Annotated in this window: 16 protein-coding genes and 1 tRNA gene; 9 read left to right on the top strand and 8 right to left on the bottom strand. The window is 61.5% G+C overall.

Features of this window, described 5'->3' with window-relative positions:
* Positions 1–108: 108 nt before the first annotated feature.
* Entirely contained in the window at positions 109–999 is an 891-nt protein-coding gene (locus tag HU725_RS07580) for a sensor histidine kinase (protein WP_186476728.1), read from the top strand.
* Positions 996–1,655 (top strand): response regulator, encoded by a 660-nt coding sequence (locus HU725_RS07575; protein WP_186476727.1) that lies wholly within the window; start codon positions 996–998, stop codon positions 1,653–1,655. The genes HU725_RS07580 and HU725_RS07575 overlap by 4 nt, the downstream gene beginning before the upstream one ends.
* Here the strand turns inward: HU725_RS07575 and yegS are convergent.
* Complete coding sequence (gene yegS, locus HU725_RS07570; RefSeq protein WP_060476642.1) at positions 1,639–2,526, bottom strand: lipid kinase YegS; 888 nt, start codon at positions 2,524–2,526, stop codon at positions 1,639–1,641. The two genes, HU725_RS07575 and yegS, sit on opposite strands and share 17 nt — an antisense overlap.
* A 305-nt stretch (positions 2,527–2,831) precedes the next feature.
* Between yegS and HU725_RS07565 the strand changes: the two genes are divergently transcribed.
* Both HU725_RS07565 and HU725_RS07560 read left to right on the top strand, forming a co-directional pair.
* The gene (locus tag HU725_RS07565) at positions 2,832–4,286 is read left to right on the top strand and encodes a mannose-1-phosphate guanylyltransferase/mannose-6-phosphate isomerase (RefSeq protein WP_186476726.1); all 1,455 of its coding nucleotides are present in this window, start codon (positions 2,832–2,834) and stop codon (positions 4,284–4,286) included.
* Positions 4,287–4,337: 51 nt separating this feature from the next.
* Complete coding sequence (locus tag HU725_RS07560; protein WP_186476725.1) at positions 4,338–5,585, top strand: glycosyltransferase family 4 protein; 1,248 nt, start codon at positions 4,338–4,340, stop codon at positions 5,583–5,585.
* Here HU725_RS07560 and HU725_RS07555 read toward each other — a convergent pair.
* Both HU725_RS07555 and moaB read right to left on the bottom strand, forming a co-directional pair.
* Positions 5,574–6,800: a molybdopterin molybdotransferase MoeA gene (locus HU725_RS07555; protein WP_186476724.1), complete on the bottom strand. Its 1,227-nt coding sequence runs from the start codon at positions 6,798–6,800 to the stop codon at positions 5,574–5,576. The two genes, HU725_RS07560 and HU725_RS07555, sit on opposite strands and share 12 nt — an antisense overlap.
* Positions 6,784–7,323 (bottom strand): molybdenum cofactor biosynthesis protein B, encoded by a 540-nt coding sequence (moaB, locus tag HU725_RS07550; protein WP_060476640.1) that lies wholly within the window; start codon positions 7,321–7,323, stop codon positions 6,784–6,786. The genes HU725_RS07555 and moaB overlap by 17 nt, the downstream gene beginning before the upstream one ends.
* 179 nt (positions 7,324–7,502) lie before the next feature.
* Between moaB and HU725_RS07545 the strand changes: the two genes are divergently transcribed.
* Both HU725_RS07545 and HU725_RS07540 read left to right on the top strand, forming a co-directional pair.
* Positions 7,503–7,724: a YgdI/YgdR family lipoprotein gene (locus HU725_RS07545; RefSeq protein ID WP_054903110.1), complete on the top strand. Its 222-nt coding sequence runs from the start codon at positions 7,503–7,505 to the stop codon at positions 7,722–7,724.
* 81 nt (positions 7,725–7,805) lie between these two features.
* Positions 7,806–7,882, top strand: a tRNA-Pro gene (locus HU725_RS07540).
* 58 nt (positions 7,883–7,940) lie between these two features.
* Here HU725_RS07540 and HU725_RS07535 read toward each other — a convergent pair.
* On the bottom strand, positions 7,941–9,704 hold the full coding sequence (locus HU725_RS07535) for an ABC transporter transmembrane domain-containing protein (protein ID WP_186476723.1): 1,764 nt from the start codon (positions 9,702–9,704) through the stop codon (positions 7,941–7,943).
* A 204-nt stretch (positions 9,705–9,908) separates the two neighbouring features.
* On the opposite strand from HU725_RS07535, the gene HU725_RS07530 reads away from it, so the two are divergent.
* On the top strand, positions 9,909–10,082 hold the full coding sequence (locus HU725_RS07530; protein ID WP_186476722.1) for a PA1571 family protein: 174 nt from the start codon (positions 9,909–9,911) through the stop codon (positions 10,080–10,082).
* 155 nt (positions 10,083–10,237) lie between these two features.
* Here the strand turns inward: HU725_RS07530 and pdxB are convergent, their stop codons facing one another.
* The 3 genes from pdxB to rlmM all read right to left on the bottom strand — a co-directional run bounded on the left by pdxB (position 10,238) and on the right by rlmM (position 12,980).
* Complete coding sequence (gene pdxB, locus HU725_RS07525; RefSeq protein ID WP_186476721.1) at positions 10,238–11,380, bottom strand: 4-phosphoerythronate dehydrogenase PdxB; 1,143 nt, start codon at positions 11,378–11,380, stop codon at positions 10,238–10,240.
* 60 nt (positions 11,381–11,440) lie between these two features.
* A complete protein-coding gene (gene tusA / locus HU725_RS07520; protein ID WP_060476637.1) occupies positions 11,441–11,683 on the bottom strand; it encodes a sulfurtransferase TusA in 243 nt (80 codons plus the stop codon).
* 232 nt (positions 11,684–11,915) lie between these two features.
* A complete protein-coding gene (rlmM, locus tag HU725_RS07515; RefSeq protein ID WP_186476720.1) occupies positions 11,916–12,980 on the bottom strand; it encodes a 23S rRNA (cytidine(2498)-2'-O)-methyltransferase RlmM in 1,065 nt (354 codons plus the stop codon).
* A gap of 223 nt (positions 12,981–13,203) precedes the next feature.
* On the opposite strand from rlmM, the gene acnA reads away from it, so the two are divergent.
* Positions 13,204–15,945: an aconitate hydratase AcnA gene (gene acnA, locus HU725_RS07510; protein WP_186476719.1), complete on the top strand. Its 2,742-nt coding sequence runs from the start codon at positions 13,204–13,206 to the stop codon at positions 15,943–15,945.
* Between the two features lie 216 nt (positions 15,946–16,161).
* Positions 16,162–17,727 (top strand): methyl-accepting chemotaxis protein, encoded by a 1,566-nt coding sequence (locus HU725_RS07505; RefSeq protein ID WP_060476634.1) that lies wholly within the window; start codon positions 16,162–16,164, stop codon positions 17,725–17,727.
* A 75-nt stretch (positions 17,728–17,802) separates the two neighbouring features.
* Here HU725_RS07505 and HU725_RS07500 read toward each other — a convergent pair whose 3' ends face one another.
* Complete coding sequence (locus HU725_RS07500; protein ID WP_060476633.1) at positions 17,803–18,687, bottom strand: pseudouridine synthase; 885 nt, start codon at positions 18,685–18,687, stop codon at positions 17,803–17,805.
* Positions 18,688–18,695: the final 8 nt, after the last annotated feature.

Here is an 18,695-nt window from a genome sequence, read left to right as displayed (position 1 = left end):
ATCACCGTTTCGAGCCGCGTTCGCGAGTTGTAGCAAGCTCAATGCCAACGTTCGTACAACGACCTGTGCTCGGTTCCCATCCGCAAGACTAAGTGGCTTCTCGACTCTATGTTCCCACGCTTGAAGATGTTGTTGCGCCGACGCTCACCGGCCACTTTGCTGCACTGGGCGACGGCCTCACTGTGCGTGGTGTCTCTGCTTGCAAATCTGGCAATCTTCGCTGCAGGGCAAGATCTGCCGCCCAGCCTATTGCTACTGCAACTGCTGGCCACGCTTGGCGTATGCTGGCACTTGGGCCATGGGGCGAAATCGATCAGCCTGCGCCCGGCCGAGCTGGCAGAGCGCATGCTCAAGGTGCAGGAAGACGAGCGCCAGCACCTGAGCCGCGAACTGCATGACGACATAGGCCAACTGTTGACGGCCGCCAAGATGCAACTGCAATGGCTGCAACGCCGCGTTCCGAGCGACTTGCAAGTCCACTGCATCAGCCTGCACGCCACCCTTAAGGACACCCTGGGCAAAGTGCGCGACGTATCCGCGCTGCTCAACCCACGTCAATTGGCCAGCCTTGGCCTGGAAGCCTGCCTGCGAGCTCACTTGCTTCGCACGCTGGAAAGCACCGATTTGAAATGGAGCCTTGAGTGCCACCAACGCTTGGGTGGCATTGCCGAAGACGTTGCCATGGCAGCGTTTCGCATCACCCAGGAGGCGGTCACCAACGTGCTGCGTCATGCGCGGGCGCGTAACCTGATCATCCGCCTGCAACGAAGCCCCCTAGGGCTTGCACTGACGATTCAGGATGACGGCAAGGGCTTTTTGCCGGCTGATGACCCTGCCCAAGCCGGCCAACGTGGCATGGCTGGCATGCAGGAACGGGCAACCGCACTCAACGGAAGCCTGGCGATCACCAGCCAGCTAGGCCAGGGGACGACCATCGACGTGCTGTTCCCATGGCCCCCCCGTAGCCATGAACGCGCCAGGAATAACCTTGCATCATGACCTGTAGACTGCTGCTGGTGGATGACCATGCGCTGATCCGTGCCGGGGTCCGTGCCCTGGTTTCCGATATTCCCGGTTACACGGTGGTCGGCGAGGCCGATGACGGTAGCCAGCTGCTCGAAATGGTACGCCAGCATGCCCCCGATGTTGTGCTGCTGGACATTTCCATGCGCTCGACCAGTGGCCTTGATGCCCTCACCCAACTGCGCGCAGCAGGCAACACCTGTACCGTGCTGATCCTGTCGATGCATACCGATCCTGACTTGATCATGCGAGCACTGCAAAGCGGCGCCCATGGCTATCTACTCAAAGATGCGACGGCAACCGAGCTCGAACAGGCGCTGACGGCCCTGAGCAGTGGCGAGCGCTATCTAAGCCCAGCCATTGCCCATACCGTGATCGATCAAGCGCTGATGCGTGCCCAGCACGGTAAGCCGGCAGCGGTGGATCGACATAACCTCACAGCGCGGCAGCTGGAGATCCTGCGCCTGATCGTGCGAGGTAAGTCGACCCGCGAGATCGCCGCGGGGCTGGCGCTGTCGATCAAAACCGTGGAAACCCACCGCTCGCAGATCATGAAGCGCCTGCACATCTATGACGTGGCGGGGCTTGTGCTGTTTGCCGTACGCGAAAAGATCATCAGTCTGGACGACTGAGCAGCGGCGAATTGGGCGGCAGATGCACGTTCAATGCTGACGGTACTGCGGTAAATCGAAGGCTGTCGGCTTTGAGGGGTTCACCATCGAGGTTGATATCCAGCCCTTGGGAGCAGGTAATTTCTACCCAAGGCAAACGTGCCCGCACGAACAGCCCGTCACCGGCCAGTAGATCGCGGAGCGCACCGACCATTTCCTGGGGCGCCGGCAGAATGGCAATATCGAGCAGGCCGTCATTCACTTGCGCCTCAGGGCACAGCACCTGCCCGCCACCGGCCTGGCGACCATTACCGATTCCCAGCGCCAGCAGATCACCCTGCCAATCGAAACCTGGGCCCGATACTTGGACCGATGCAGCCTGCAGTTCGCTGAAGCGCGATAGCCCAGTGAACAGGTAGGCGGCGGCGCCGAGCATTTTCTTCAGGTCTTCGGAGGTGCTTGCGGTGACTTGGCTGCCAAAACCGCCTGTGGCCATGTTGAGGAATAGCTGGTCGCCCACCTGGCCCAGGTCGATGGGACGCGGCGGCAGGTCCAGCAGCGCCAGCGCATGGGCAGGTTCCATGGAAATGCCAGCGGCCTTGGCGAAGTCGTTGGCCGTTCCCAGCGGCAGCAAGGCCAGGCTGGCCTGAGTGCGCGCCTGGCCCATGGCCTCGGCCACATCGCGCAGCGTGCCATCACCGCCTCCGGCGATCACCTGGCAGTAGCCTGCCGCCAGGGCTTCGCCCACCAGCCTCTTGGCATCGCCGCCCTCCCAGGTGACGCGTACATCCAGCGTCCAGCCTCGCTCTCGCATAGCGATGACCGCCTCGCGCACTGCTTCATTCATGGCTTGCTTGCCATGCAGGATCAACATCGCTTTGCGCTGTGTCATCACGCTTCTCCATTGGCGCCATTGCGTGCAGATCTCGACCACAAACGACAGCGAAATACTGCACTGCCATGCCAAATCAGGCATTCGAGTGCGCTGCTGCCCTCAAGGCCGATCAAAAAATCGCCAGATTCACACAAATACCGTTGAAACGTTTTGTTAAGGAGAGCATGATCGACAAAAATTTGGCCATCATGGAAGAAGCTACAGCGAAAAGTCGTTTTTTTGACTTTTCCGCCAAAACCGTGACAGGTCGCGAAGTTCCCCTTCACCGCGCTATACCCAGCGCCAAGCGTCGAGGCTGTGAAATGAGCGTTCTGATCCCCTGCATCATTGCCGGCGGTGCCGGCACCCGCTTGTGGCCGGTTTCTCGCGAAGCCATGCCTAAACCCTTCATGCGATTGCCCGACGGCCAGAGCCTGCTGCAAAAAACCTTTGCCCGCGCAGCCGCGCTACCCGGCGTGGAACGGGTGCTGACGGTGACCAACCGCGAAGTGTTTTTCCGCACCCAGGACGAGTATCGCCAGGTGAACCCCGACAAGCTCGGCCTGGACTACCTGCTGGAAACCAACGGTCGCAACACCGCCCCGGCCATAGCTGCCGCCGCGCTGCACTGCGCAAGCCATTACGGAAACGACAGCGTGTTGCTGGTGATGCCTGCCGACCACGTCATTGAGCACGCCGAGGCCTTCGCCACTGCCGTGGATCAGGCGCGGCAACTGGCTGAAAAGGGCTGGCTGGCGACTTTCGGCCTAGTACCCAGCCGCGCTGAAACTGGCTTTGGCTACATCGAGCGGGGCCAAGCCGTCGGCGACCATGGGTATCAGGTGAACTGCTTCGTGGAGAAACCTGACGCTACAACTGCTCTTGGCTACCTCGAAGGCGGCCGCCATCTGTGGAACGCCGGTATGTTCTGCCTGCAGGTGGGCACCCTTCTGGCCGAGTTGCAGGCGCACGCACCGCAGCTGCTTGCCTGTGTGACCGACTGCCTGGGGCAGAGCGCGACCAAGCAAGGCGAAAAGGTGCTGCAGGTTGAGCTGGACCCGGCAAGCTTTGCCCTGGCAGAAGACATCTCCATCGACTACGCGCTGATGGAGCGCTCCGCCAAGGTTGCGGTAGTGCCGTGCGAGATGGGTTGGAGCGACATCGGCAGTTGGGAAGCTGTGCGCGGACTGCGTCACACCGATGACGATGGCAACCATTGCAACGGTGAAACCGTGCTGCACGAAGTCACCAACTGCTACATCGATTCGCCCAAGCGCCTGGTCGGCGCGGTGGGGCTGGATAACCTTATCGTGATCGATACGCCCGACGCATTGCTGATCGCCGACGCTGCCCGCAGTCAAGAGGTCAAGGTCATTGCGCAGCAGCTCAAGCACCAGGGCCATGAAGCCTACCGCCTGCACCGCACCGTCACGCGCCCTTGGGGCATGTACACCGTGCTAGAAGAGGGCCCGCGCTTCAAGATCAAGCGGATCATGGTACGCCCTGGCGAATCGCTGTCGCTGCAGATGCACCATCATCGCAGCGAGCACTGGATCATCGTCAGCGGCATGGCCTGCGTGACCAATGGTGAAGAGGAGTTTTTGCTCGACACCAATGAGTCGACTTTCATCAAACCTGGCCGCACTCACCGCCTGACCAACCCCGGCGTCATCGACCTGGTGATGATCGAGGTACAAAGCGGCGAGTACCTGGGCGAAGACGACATCGTGCGCTTTACTGATATCTATGGACGCGTCCCGGCGGCAGCCCTCGGCTGAAGGCTGGCGGGCGCGTTTTTCGTCCGCAGCCTGCAGCGAGGTTTCCGGGTCATGCGCGTTCTCTGGACACTGCCCTACCTCCCCTGGCCCACCACCAGTGGCAGCAAGACCCGGCAATACCACCTGCTGCGCGCACTCGCGCAGCAGGGCCACCGGATCACTTTGCTGGTGCAATCGAAAATCCCCTTGTGCGATGCTGCCCGCCAAGCCCTCGAGCCCTTGCTCGAACGCCTGATCGTGCTACCCAGACGCCCGCTGCACAGCCCGCTCAACCTGTTTGCATCACCCATCATCGACTACCCGATGCGCGCCATCATCAATGGCCTGGCGCCCAGCTTGCGGCACCAGTTCGAACAGTTGTTAGAAGAGCCATGGGATGTCATCCAGATCGAACACAGCTACGGTTTCCAGCCTTTTGAAAAAGCACTGCAGGCCCGCGGGCTGCCCTACATGCTCAGTGAACACAACCTCGAATCGGTGACCGGTGCTGCTAGTCATGATCGCCTGCCCGTGTGGCTTCGCCCGCTCAACGCCTTCGACCGATGGCGCTACCGGCGCTGGGAGCAGCGCGTGCTACGCCAACCCACCGAAGTGGTCGCTGTAAGCCCGCATGATGCCGAACTGATCAGCCAGATCAGCGGCCGCCCGGTCAATGTCGTGGTCAATGGCGTCGATTGCGATTACTACCAGAGCGTTCAGCCTGCCCTGCACAGCCAGCGCCTGCTGTTCGTTGGCAATTTCGAGTGCGCTGCCAATTTCGAGGCCATCGAGTGGGCCTTGGAAGAAATCATGCCCCAAGTCTGGCAGGGCAACCCAGCGGTACGGTTGGCCGTCGCCGGGCATGCCTTGCCGGCCAGCTGGAAGTTGCGCTGGAATGACCCACGTATCGAGTGGGTGGGCTACCGCCCCGACCTTCGCGATCTGCAAAGCCGCTGCGCAATGTTCTTGGCACCGCTGTGCTATGCCGGTGGCGCCAAGGTGAAGATCCTCGAAGCCATGGCCGCCGGGCTGCCGGTTATCAGCACCGAGAAAGGGGTATCGGGCCTGGCCGCCAACAACGGTGAGCACTACCTGGGCAGTGATGACGGCGACCAATTGGCGCTGATGATCACGCAGCTACTCAACCAACCTTGGCGCATGCGTCAGATGAGTGAAGCGGGCCGCCAGTTCGCGCGTACTCGGCATGACTGGGGCGTGGTCGCCCAGCAGCTTGCAACCGTGCACATGCGCCTTACCCAAGCCGCAACGGCCAACGCTCCACAGGGCCGGTGCGGCTTGCTCGAAGGCTCAGCCGAGTAGCTCACTCAGGGGTATGAACGACACGCTGTCACCGGGCTTGGGGGTCGTGCCCTCGCGCACCTCCACCAATCCATCGGCCCAGGCAGCACTGCGCAGCACGCCGGAGCTCTGGTTCTTGTAGATATGCACCTGACCACCTTCGATGCGCCCGCGTAAGTACTCGCGGCGAGTGCCGGCCTTGGTCCATTGGAACCCAGCAGCTACATCGAAACGCAGCGGCGTAACGTCGCAAACGCCTTGGCGGCGCAGCAGATAGGGCCGTGTCAGCAGACCGAAGGTAACCAGGGTCGAGGCAGGATTGCCGGGTAGGCCGATAACCGGCACACCGCGGTAATGCCCGAAGGTCAGTGGCTTGCCGGGCTTGATCGCCAATTTCCACAACGCCAGCTCGCCCGCTTCGCGCAGAGCGGCGCCCAGGTAATCGGCCTCACCTACCGATACCCCGCCGGTGGAGAGGATGAGATCGACATCACCCAAGCCCGCCAGGCATGCACGAGTACGCGCCAGGTCATCGGGCAGGATGCCCATGTCCTTCACTTCGCAACCCAGGCGTTGCAACCAACTGACCAGAAGGCGCCGGTTACTGTTGTAGATCTGGCCAGGCCCCAGCGGCAAGCCAGGCTCGACCAGTTCATCGCCAGTGGACAGTACCGCCACTCGCGCCCGCCGCACTACCTGCAACTGCTCGTGGCCCAGGCTCGCCGCCAGCCCTAACTCGATGGGCCCAAGCCGGGTTCCTTTGGCCAGCACCTGCTCGCCCTTGCAGGTTTCCTGGCCCTGGGGCCGGACGTTCTGCGCAGGCGCCAGGGCCTGAAGAAAGCGGACCCGGCCGTCTTCCAACGTTTGTGTGTTCTCTTGCATCTCGACACAGTCGGCGCCAGCCGGCATAGGTGCACCGGTGAAAATGCGTGCACAGGTACCTGCCTGCAGCGGCGCTGGAGCATGCCCGGCAAAGATGCGCTGGCTTACAGGAAGAGGCTCACCCTGAAGATCGGCCAGGCGTAGGGCATACCCGTCCATGGCGCTGTTCGGCCACGGCGGCAGGTCAAGGCTGGCCACCAGGTCGCAGGCCAGCACGCGGCCTTCGGCGTGCGCCAATGCTACGCATTCGGTGTCGCTGATCGGCGCAGCTTCGGCCAGCGTCAACAGACGTTCCAGGGCTTGTTCCACCGGCATCAGTGGCTGGGCGGCAGGCACCTCAGCCACGAGGGGCACAGGCCGCTGCCTGTTTCAGGTGGGCGACGAAGTTGCAAGGCCGGTGGCGGGCATCCAGCTGCTCGGCGAGAATCCCGTCCCAACCAGTACGCACGGCATTGGTCGAGCCGGGCAGGCAGCACACCAAGGTGCCATTGGCCAGGCCAGCCAACGCGCGCGACTGCACGGTGGAAGTGCCGATATCGGCCACCGAAATCTGCCGGAACAACTCACCGAACCCTTCGACCTGCTTATCCAGCAAACAAGCGACAGCCTCTGGAGTACTATCACGGCCTGTGAAGCCGGTACCCCCGGTTATCAGTACCACCTGCACGTTTTCGTCAGCGATCCAGGTCGCGACCTGGGCGCGGATCTTGTACAGGTCATCCTTGAGCAGCGCCCGCGCGGCCAGGGTGTGGCCAGCGGCACTGAGGCGGTCGACGAAGGTTTGCCCGGACGTGTCGGTTTCGAAGGTACGGGTGTCGCTGACCGTCAGCACGGCAATGTTCAGCGCTACGAAGGGGGTATCTGCCTTGGCTTTCATGGGGGTCCGTCGCAGGTTAAAGATGATAGGTGGCAGTTATATCACAGCCTGCTGTGGCGACAGCGCAGGCAGGCACAGGTCAATGTTGCGCACTTGCGGCTATGCTGGAATGTGAAAGGAACTTGCCCGGACGCTTTGCGTCATACAGACATCTTGCACCATCGCACTGGAGAAACACGATGATTCAACGGACCCTTCCCGCCTTCCTGCTTGCCTTGGGCCTCGGCGCCCTCGCTGGCTGTGCATCGCCAACCGTGATCACCCTGAACGACGGTCGCGAAATCCAGGCAGTGGATACCCCCTCCTATGACGAGGACTCCGGTTTCTACGAATTCGAACAGCTTGACGGCAAACGTACGCGCCTGAACAAAGACCAGGTTCGCACCGTCAAGGAGCTTTGATACAGGCCGATTTTTCGGTATTGCCCCCTCGAACGACAAGGGCTTGCACCGGAAAAATCGCTGCAGTAGGATTTTGTTCATCGGAGTGTAGCGCAGCCAGGTAGCGCGTCTCGTTCGGGACGAGAAGGCCGCAGGTTCGAATCCTGTCTCTCCGACCAAAATCATGTCGAAAAGCCCGCTTATGCGGGCTTTTTGTTGTGCATCAGGTCGGGGATTCTATCCCGTACTGAACTGCAGCTGCGCCAGGCGAGCGTACAAAGCATTGTGTTCGATCAACTGCCGGTGCGTACCGACCGCGACCAGCCGCCCTTGGTCGATCACCGCGATCCGATCCGCGTGTTGCACAGTGGCCAAGCGATGGGCGATTACCAGCGTGGTGCGCCCAGCCATCAGCCGTGGCAGCGCTTGCTGGATCAAGTGCTCGCTTTGCGCATCGAGGGCGCTGGTGGCCTCGTCGAGGAGCAGGATCGGCGCATCTACCAACAGAGCGCGGGCGATGGCAAGGCGCTGTTTTTGCCCGCCGGAAAGGCCAATTCCCCCCTCCCCCAGCAACGTCTGGTACCCCTGCGGCAGCTGGCGGATGAACGTGTCGGCATGGGCGCCACGGGCCGCGGCCTCGACCTCGGCCAAGCTCGCCTCGGGCCGGCCATAGCGGATGTTGGCTTCGACCGTACCGCGAAACAGCGCAGGGTTCTGCGCCACAAGGGCATACTGACCGCGCAGGTGTTCCGGCACCAGCGTGATGATGGGTTGGCCATCGAGCAGGATGCGCCCCTGTTGCGGGTCGTAAAAGCGCAACAGCAGGTCGAACAAGGTTGACTTTCCCGCACCCGAGGGGCCCACCAGCGCTAGGGTCTGGCCCGGTTCGATGGTGAGGGTGAGGTCATCGATGGCGGCCACTGCAGGCCGCGAGGGGTACGCAAAGGTCAGTTGCTGCAACTCGATGCGGCCGCTGGCACGCGTATTAATCGAGGCCCTAGGCGTTTCTGGGGCGAGGATCGTACTGGTAGCCGCAAGCAGTTCAGCGATGCGCTCGGCTGCACCTGCGGCGCGCTGCAACTCGCCGATCACTTCGCTCAAGGTGCCGAAGGCGCTGCCGACGATCAGACTGTAGAACACGAACGCGGCCAACTCACCGGCCGAAATACGTCCTGCGATCACGTCCATGCCACCTACCCACAGCATCACGCCGACCGCACCCAAGACCAGCACGATCACCAGGGTGATCAGCCAGGCACGCTGGGCTATACGTTGGCGGGCTACGGCAAACGCGGCCTCTACGGTTTCAGCGAACAGTTCACGATCCCGTGCCTGGTGATTGTAGGCCTGCACAGTCTTGATCTGCCCCAAGGTTTCGGCAACGTAACTACCCACATCGGCCACCCGATCCTGGCTCTGGCGCGACAGCCGCCGTACGCGACGGCCGAACAGCAGGATTGGGGCCAGCACCAACGGCAGGGCTACCACGACGATGCTGGTGAGCTTGGGGTTGGTGATGAACAGCAGCACCACACCACCCACAACCATCAGTGCATTACGAAGGAACATCGATAACGACGAGCCAATCACCGATTGCAGCAAGATGGTGTCGGCAGTCAGCCTGGACTGAATCTCGGAACTGCGGTTCTCTTCGAAAAAACCCGGGTGCAGGCCCACCAGGTGATCGAACACTGCTCTGCGAATGTCGGCCACGCAGCGTTCACCGATCCAAGACACCAGGTAGAAACGGCTGAACGTACCGACCGCGAGCGCCAGTATCAGCAACAGAAACAGCCCTATGGTCTGGTTGAGTTGGTGTGCCGAGCCGGTCATGAAACCTTGGTCGACCAACAGGCGGATGCCCTGCCCGATGGACAAGGTGATGGCCGCAGTAACCACCAGCGCCAGCAACGCCAATAGCGCCCGGCCCCGATAGGGACGCAGGAAACGCCAGGTCAACAGCAAAGCGCGGCGTTGTGATAAGTGAGCCGGATCGGGCATGGCAGGAACCACAGATGACAAGGACATCTGAAGACTACCACTGCATCCACTCTGTAGCGCCTATAGCTCTTCGTTCTAAAACGCCTCTGGAGCTTTGCTGCGGTTTCTGGTGGACTGGACAGCATTAGTGCTCGTTGAATTCTTGCAACGGTCCAGTTTTAGCAAAACGTTAACTTGAGCCTGAAGCTGATGAGGAGATATGCAATGAGTTTGCAACATGGCAGCCGAACGCCGAAAACCCAGAGCAACCACCAGCCTACACCCTGTGGTTCGATCATCGACGGCCAGGGGCGCGAGGTCGAGATTACCGAGCAGATGATCCAACAAGCTTGCAAGGAGCTTGAACAAAGCCGGGTGAAGAAAGCCCGCCAAGGCTGAAGGATCAGCCCTTTAGTACCCGGTGTTGTCACCTGAAGCTTTTCACTCAGAAACTTTGGGGCTGCGCGACAGCCCCAGCCAGACGAAGTCGGTCTTAAGCGAAGAGCATCAGGGGTTGATGCCGGGTCTTTGATTTGCCAAGCGGGTTGCGCCAGTCAGGATAGAACAGCCCCGAGCGCGTGGACCAGCTGTACCAACTGCGGCGCCTCGCCCCGCACGCGCACTGCCAGCCCTTCGATTTCGCGCCGCGCGGGGTATTGCTTGCGTAACTGATCGAACCCTGCGCGTTGTTTGGCCGCATCGTCGCTTAAGCTGCGGCGCAAATCGGCGTCATCACGACGAGGGTCGTACACGGCCCGACAGAGCGTCGCCAAGGCCCAATCGGGGTCTGCGCTGCCATCGATTTCAATGTGCGCCAATGGCGATGGTGGCAGCAGGTCGGCCAGGCGTACTTTCTGGGCCTCACCCAGGAAGTTGCACAGGGCTTGATAGATCTGCGCCGTACCGCGTTGACGGCCATCCAGGCTGTAGCCGGCGATGTGGGGCGTGGCCAAGGTGCATAAGTCTGCCAACTCCAGGTCTACCTGCGGCTCGCCCTCCCAAACGTCCAGCACGGCATGCACGTCCGGGCGATCGAGCAGCAGTTCCCGCAGCGCCGCGTTATCCACCACGGCCCCGCGGCTGGCATTGATCAGCCAGGCGCCGGAGCGTAGTTGAGCAAGCTGTGGTTGACCCAGCAAGTGCCAGGTCGGATGCTCACCGCCACGTTGCAGCGGAGTATGCAGGCTGATCACATCGGATTGTTCGAGAAGGGTCGCCAAACTGACGAAATCGCCGCCCTCGGTGGCTTGGCGCAATGGGTCGCAGACCAGCACCTTCCACCCCAGGCCGCGCAGCACACGTACCAATCGCCCACCCACCTCGCCGGCGCCGACCACGCCGTAGGTGCGTTGGGACAATGCCACGCCGTCCAGCTCGGCCAGAGTGAGCAGGCTACCCAGCACGTAATCGACCACCCCGCGGGCGTTGCAACCCGGGGCACTGCTCCAGTGGATGCCCGCGTGGGCGAAATAGTCCAAGTCCAGGTGGTCGGTGCCGATGGTGCAGGTACCGACGAAGCGCACCTTGCTACCTTCGAGCAGTTGACGGTCGACCTTGGTCACCGAACGCACCAGCAGCACATCGGCGTCCTTAACGCTGGCAGCGTCGAGGCTGCGGCCGGGATAACGGCGAATCTCGCCGAAGCCTTCGAAAAAGGCATCGAGTAGCGGGATATTCTCGTCGGCAACTATCAGCATGGCGCTCTCCTGTCTGGGGAGCGCAGTGTAGGCGCTACGCGAGGCGTGTTCCAGCGCGGCTCAGTCGGCCTTCTTGCGGATCCAGTACAGGTACGTACCTGCCTCTTCATGCTGCTGAAGTAATTCGTGGCCCAGGAAGTTGCAGAACTTGGGTATGTCACGACGGGTCGACGGATCGGTAGCGATGACCTTGAGCAGGCCGCCAGCGGCCAGGTTACGCACGTGCTGGTGCAGCATCATTACTGGCTCCGGGCAGTTCAGGCCGGTGGCGTCGAGGATGGCATCGGGGGTGAAATCGGTCATGGAGGGCTCCGCAAATGATCGCTATTGTGGCGCATAGGGCCGCCAGGACCAATAGCCAGTCATGCAACCGCTCTTGGAACTGCTGGTGTTTTGCTTAAGCTCAAGTACGCGGTAATTCAGCAAACGCCAAATGCGACTTCAGCAGGCCAAGCGCAGGCCTCTTGAAGTCGCAATCTGAGTCGCCAGGGCAATCGCGCGCTTGCTAGCACAAGCAAAAAATGGAGCAGTTGAATCAACGTTGCTTGATGTCCAACCTGCGCAGGTGGCACGTGACTTCTTCGCGGTCGTGATACAGCTGCTTGCAGGCAATCGATACCTTGACCTTGCGCGCTTTGAAGGTTGCTTGCATGCGGTCAAGCAAGCGCCGTACCTCAGCATAGCGCTGCTTCATCGGCAACTTCAGGTTGACCACTGCCTCCCGGCAGAGCCCATCACCTAGCCAGGTCTCGATCAACGAAGCGGTGCGGGCCGGCTTTTCGACGATGTCGCAGACCATCCAGTCCACCGGCCGCTTCGGCTGCCAGGTGAAACCATCGGCCATCAAGTGCTGTACCAGCCCAGTGTCCATCAGGCTTTCGGCCATCGGTCCATTGTCGATGGCCGTCACCAGCATGCCACGGCGCACCAACTGGTAAGTCCAGCCACCCGGCGAAGCGCCAAGGTCGACCCCGGTCATGTCGTCATTCAGGCGCTGTTCCCACTGATCACGTGGGATGAATTGGTGCCAGGCCTCTTCCAGCTTCAGCGTCGAGCGGCTAGGTGCCTCGCGCGGGAACTTCAGGCGCGGGATACCCATTGGCCAGAGTGCGCAGTTGTTCGCCTCGGCTACGCCAACGAACACGCGGCGGCCGCTGATGAACGTCAGCAACAGGCGCGGCAGGCTTGGGTTATCGACCAGGCGGCCTGCCTTTTCCAAGGCCTTGCGCAGCGGTGCCTCGAACTTGCGGCAGAAGGTAGACAGTTCCTTGCCATCATTGCTGTCCAGCACCTCCAGCCACAGGCTGCCGAAGACTGCGGGCCCGGCCAGATGCTCCAGCAGCACGCTGATGCGATCGGTTTCTGGTAGCTCGATGAAACTGCCACGCGCCCACTGGCGCGGGAAGATCAGTTGGGCAAAGCGCAGGTGGGCCATCAGGCGTTCAGCCCCATCGGCCTCGGCACAGACGAACTCGGCACAAGCGCTCTGCGGCTTGCCCTTTGCATAGCCGGCCACACCCAGCAAGGCGGCATGTTCGCTAATCTCGGCGCAGACCTCACCCTCGAAACCGGGCCGGCAATGCATGAACAGGGTATTCATCTCTCACTCCACAACGGCGGGCGCACCACAGGCGCCGGCAGGGCGGCGATGATAAAGGAAGATCGGAACCAGCGACATGCCCCGCCGGTCCAGAAAAGAGTCAGGGGCACCAAACGGGGCTAACCTGACCTTTCAGCCAGGCCCGTGCCGTGCGGGCCGAAACAGCGCGGTAGCACCGGCAAATACCCCGTGATGCCGGGCACCGCCGCACAAGGAGTTGGCAATGCCCTCGCTAGATAGCCTGAACACCCTCAAGACCCTCCAGGTGGCTGACCGCACCTATCACTACTACAGCCTCGCCCAAGCCAGCCAGCAGCTTGGCGACCTGCAGCGCCTGCCCATGTCGCTCAAGGTCCTGCTGGAGAACCTGCTGCGCTGGGAGGACGGCAAAACCGTCAGCACCGACGACTTGCACGCCCTTGCAGGCTGGTTGCAGGAGCGTCGCTCAGACCGCGAGATTCAGTACCGCCCGGCGCGGGTACTGATGCAAGACTTCACAGGTGTGCCGGCCGTGGTCGACCTGGCCGCGATGCGTGCCGCCATGGCCAAAGCCGGCGGCGACCCGCAGCGGATCAACCCATTGTCGCCAGTGGACTTGGTGATCGACCACTCGGTGATGGTCGACCGCTACGCCACACCACAAGCCTTTACCGAAAACGTTGACATCGAAATGCAGCGTAATGGCGAGCGTTATGCGTTCCTGCGCTGGGGCCAGAGCGCATTCGACAACTTCCGGGTAGTGCCGCCAGGTACTGGCATCTGCCATCAGGTCAACCTTGAATATCTTGGGCGCACGGTGTGGACCGCTGAAACCGATGGTCGCACCTACGCCTTCCCGGACACCTTGGTCGGCACCGATTCGCACACCACCATGATCAACGGCCTCGGCGTGCTCGGCTGGGGCGTGGGGGGCATCGAGGCGGAGGCGGCCATGCTTGGCCAGCCAGTGTCGATGCTCATCCCTGAAGTGATCGGCTTCAAACTGACCGGTAAGCTGCGCGAAGGGATCACCGCCACCGACCTGGTGCTGACCGTGACGCAAATGCTGCGCAAGAAAGGCGTAGTGGGCAAGTTCGTCGAGTTTTACGGTGATGGGCTGGCCGATCTGCCGTTGGCCGACCGCGCGACCCTTGCCAATATGGCCCCGGAGTATGGGGCGACTTGTGGCTTTTTCCCGGTCGACGAAGTAACCCTACAATACCTGCGCCTGTCCGGCCGCCCGCACGAAGCGGTGCAACTGGTCGAACAGTACTGCAAAGCCCAGGGGCTATGGCGCGAGCCAGGCCAGGAGCCGCTGTTCAGCGACACCCTCGCCTTGGACATGCATGACGTGGAGGCCAGCCTGGCCGGGCCTAAGCGGCCACAGGACCGTGTGGCCCTCGGCCAGGTGGGTCAGGCCTTCGACCACTTCATCGAGCTGCAGCCCAAGCCGCTGGCCAAGGAAGTGGGCCGCCTGGAGAGTGAGGGCGGCGGCGGCGTGGCCGTCGGCAACGCCGACCAGGCGGGCGAAATCGAATATAGCCATGCAGGTCAAACCTATACCCTGCGCGATGGCGCCGTGGTCATTGCCGCAATCACCTCCTGCACCAACACTTCCAACCCCAGCGTAATGATGGCGGCGGGGCTGGTAGCAAAAAAAGCACTGGAAAAAGGCCTGCAACGCAAACCCTGGGTCAAAAGCTCGCTAGCACCCGGCTCGAAGGTTGTGACCGACTACTATGAAGCCGCTGGGCTGACCCCCTACCTCGACCAATTGGGCTTTGACCTGGTCGGCTACGGTTGCACCACTTGCATCGGCAACTCCGGGCCGCTGGACGAGGCGATCGAGAAAGCTGTCGCCGGTGCCGACCTCACCGTGGCCTCGGTGCTCTCGGGCAACCGCAACTTCGAAGGGCGCGTACACCCGCTGGTCAAGACCAACTGGCTGGCATCGCCACCGCTGGTGGTCGCCTACGCGCTGGCGGGCACCGTGCGCACTGACCTGACCAAAGACCCACTGGGCACCGGCAAGGATGGCCAGCCGGTATACCTGCGCGATATCTGGCCCAGCCAGCAGGAAATCGCTGACGCCGTGGCCAAAGTCGACACCGCAATGTTCCACAAGGAATACGCAGAGGTCTTCGCCGGCGATGCCCAATGGCAGGCCATCGAGGTGCCCGAGGCGGCAACCTACGTGTGGCAGGACGACTCTACCTACATCCAGCACCCACCGTTTTTCGATGACATCGGCGGGCCTTTACCCGACATCAAGGATATTCAGGGTGCCAGGATTCTTGCCGTGCTCGGCGACTCGGTCACCACTGACCATATCTCCCCGGCAGGCAACATCAAGGCTGACAGCCCTGCCGGCCATTACCTGCGCAGCAAAGGTGTGGAGCCCCGGGATTTCAATTCCTACGGCTCGCGGCGCGGTAACCATGAAGTGATGATGCGCGGCACCTTCGCCAATATCCGCATCCGCAATGAGATGCTCGGTGGCGAAGAAGGCGGTAACACTGTGCACGTTCCCAGTGGCGAGAAGCTTTCGATCTTCGACGCCGCCATGCGCTATCAAGCCGAAGGTACACCCCTGGTGGTGATCGCAGGCCAGGAATACGGCACCGGCTCCAGCCGCGACTGGGCAGCCAAAGGCACCAATTTACTGGGGGTCAAGGCGGTGTTGGCGGAGAGTTTCGAACGTATCCACCGCTCCAACCTAGTGGGCATGGGCGTGCTCCCGCTGCAGTTCAAGGCCGGGCAAGATCGCAAGCAACTGGGGCTGACAGGCAAAGAGCAAGTTGACCTGCTGGGGCTGACCGGGGCGCAACTCAAGCCCGGCATGAGCCTGCCGCTGCGCATTACCCGAGAGGATGGCCAGCAAGTGCAGATTGAGGTGCTGTGCCGTATCGATACCCTCAATGAAGTGGAATACTTCAAAGCCGGAGGAATTCTGCACTACGTGTTGCGGCAAATGATCAGCAGCTGATTGTCTGCCAATCTGCCAGCCAGTGAAGATCGAACGCCGCCCCAGCGGCGCTCGATCCTTCAGCATCGTGGCGATGTATTCTGCTGTCCATGCTCCGCACTCACTATCGCACCTGCCATAGTGGCTAACTGCTATAAATCAAGTAAATCAAATATTCATTCAATAAAACCGGTGGCTTGCCGATATCTGTCCAAAGCCTCACGGACTATTCAGCTCATGCGCAACAACCAGCCGGTTACCCAAAGGGAACGGACTTTCCCTGCCCAACAGCGGTTGATCTCCACCACCAATGCCAAAGGTGTGATCACTTACTGCAACGATGCCTTCGTCGAGATCAGCGGCTTCACTCGCGATGAGCTGCTGGGTGCTCCCCACAACCTGGTACGCCATCCCGACGTGCCTACGGCTGTGTTCGCCCATATGTGGCAAACGCTCAAGCAAGGCTTGCCATGGATGGGTATCGTCAAGAATCGCTGCAAATCCGGCGACCATTATTGGGTCAATGCCTACGTCACCCCGATTTTCGAAAACAACCAAGTCGTTGGCTTCGAGTCGGTGCGGGTCAAGCCCAGCGCCGAACAGATCCGCCGCGCTGAAGCTCTGTACCAGCGCCTGAACGATGGCAAAACTGCCATCCCCCGTCGTGACCGCTGGTTGCCGGTGCTGCAGGACTGGCTGCCGTTCATTCTGATCAGCCAGGTCGGTTTCCTGATCGGCAACTGGCTTGGCCATTCCTGGGGCTTTGCCTTGGCTGCCGGGCTTTCTGTACCGCTGGGCCTGCTTGGCCTTGGCTGGCAGCAACGTGGCCTCAAACGCCTGCTGCGTCTGGCCGAACAGACCACCTCAGACCCACTGATCGCGCAGATGTACACCGATAGCCGTGGGGTACAGGCACGCCTGGAGATGGCCATGCTCAGCCAGGACGCGCGCATGAAAACCTGCCTGACTCGCCTGCAGGATAGCGCCGAGCATCTCAGTGACCAGGCACGCCAGTCCGATGTTCTGGCGCACAAGAGCTCATCGGGCCTGGAGCGCCAGCGCGTGGAGACCGAACAGGTCGCCACCGCCGTCAACCAAATGGCCGCCACCACTCAGGAGGTGGCGAACCACGTGCAGCGCGCCGCTGACGCGACCCAGCAAGCCAACCGCCTTACCAGCCAGGGCCGGCAGATCGCCGGTGAAACTCGCGAAGCCATCGAGCGTCTGTCCACGTCTGTGGGCGAAACCGGCCAGACCGTGACCCAACTGGCAAAGGACAGCGACGAAATCGGCGGCGTGGTCGATGTGATCAAAGGCATCGCCGACCAAACCAACCTGCTGGCACTCAACGCAGCCATCGAAGCGGCCCGCGCCGGCGAGATGGGCCGTGGGTTTGCCGTGGTTGCCGACGAAGTCCGTCAGCTGGCCCAGCGCACTGCCGAATCGACCGGGCAGATCCACGGCCTTATCGCCAAACTGCAGCAGACGGCCAACAATGCCGTGCTCACCATGGAAGCCGGCCACCGCCAGGCCCAGGAAGGCGTGGACCGGGTCATGCAAGCGGACCAGGCATTGGTAGGCATCAGCGAGGCGGTGGCCAATATCACTGACATGGCTACCCAGATTGCCGCCGCGACCGAAGAGCAGACTGCAGTAGCTGACGAGATCAGCCGCAACATCAGCACCATCGCAGAACTGGCCGACCAGACCGCCGAGCAGGCGCAGCATTCGGCGCAGCTTAGCGAGGAACTGACGAGCACAGCCGGAACCCAGTATTCGCTGGTGGAGCGTTTCAACCGCTGACCGATTGCCAGCGCAGCACCCTCAAGAGCGGCCTCGCCTAGCCGACCGCCGCTTTTGGTGGGTACACCAGATGCCTCACCAATCCAGCGATAGCTGGCTCTGGAAGTCACGCTGCTCGCCGGTCAATGGGTCTGCAAAGCACAAGCGCTGAGCCAGCAGCTTCAATGGCCGCTGGTAATCATCGTCTTCCTTAAGCAATTGCGGATAAAACGGATCATTGCAGATGCCCGCCCCCAAGGCGGCCATGTGCACGCGCAACTGGTGGGTCTTGCCGGTCACTGGCGACAAACCGTAGCGCCAAAGCTCGCCATTTTTTTCCAGCACCTTGGCTAGGGTTTCGCTGTTCGCCTGCCCTGGCACTTCATGCATGCGGAAGAAGGGTTCGCCATGCTCCAGACGGCTTTTGTGTATCAAGGGGAAGGTATGCTGCGGCAAGGCAGCAGCGATGGCCTGATAATGCTTGTCGATACGACGCTCCGGGAACAAGCGCTGATAAGCACTGCGTGTCTGCGGGTTGGCGGAGAACAGCACAAGGCCGGCCGTATGCCGATCGATGCGATGCAACGGCACAAGGTGCGGGTTACCTAGCCGACGGATCAGGCGGCGCAGCAGGGTTTGCTCAACGTACTCACCGGTTGGTGTCACCGGTAGAAAGTGCGGTTTATCGGCCACTACCAGGTGCTCATCGACATGCAGGATGGTTTCCTGCACCGGGATCGGCCGCTCGTTCGGCACTTCGCGAAAATAGTGAATGCGCATCCCACGACGGTATGGCAACTCGGCCGCAATCGGCCTGCCCTGGGCATCTAATACGCGGCCACGGGTAAAACGGTCGAGCCACTGAGCGCGCTCGATAGCCTTGAAATGGTCGCACAGGCAGTCGAGCACCGTGGCCCAATTCCCAGGCGGAAGGCAGACGGTACTGGCTTGCTGTTGAGCGGGGTCGAAAGGCGGGGTCATGGCGAGGC

This window comes from Pseudomonas promysalinigenes (assembly GCF_014269025.2).
Lineage (GTDB): Bacteria > Pseudomonadota > Gammaproteobacteria > Pseudomonadales > Pseudomonadaceae > Aquipseudomonas > Aquipseudomonas promysalinigenes.
Note: the sequence above shows the minus strand (reverse complement) of the source record. Positions and strands in the feature narration are given on the sequence as shown.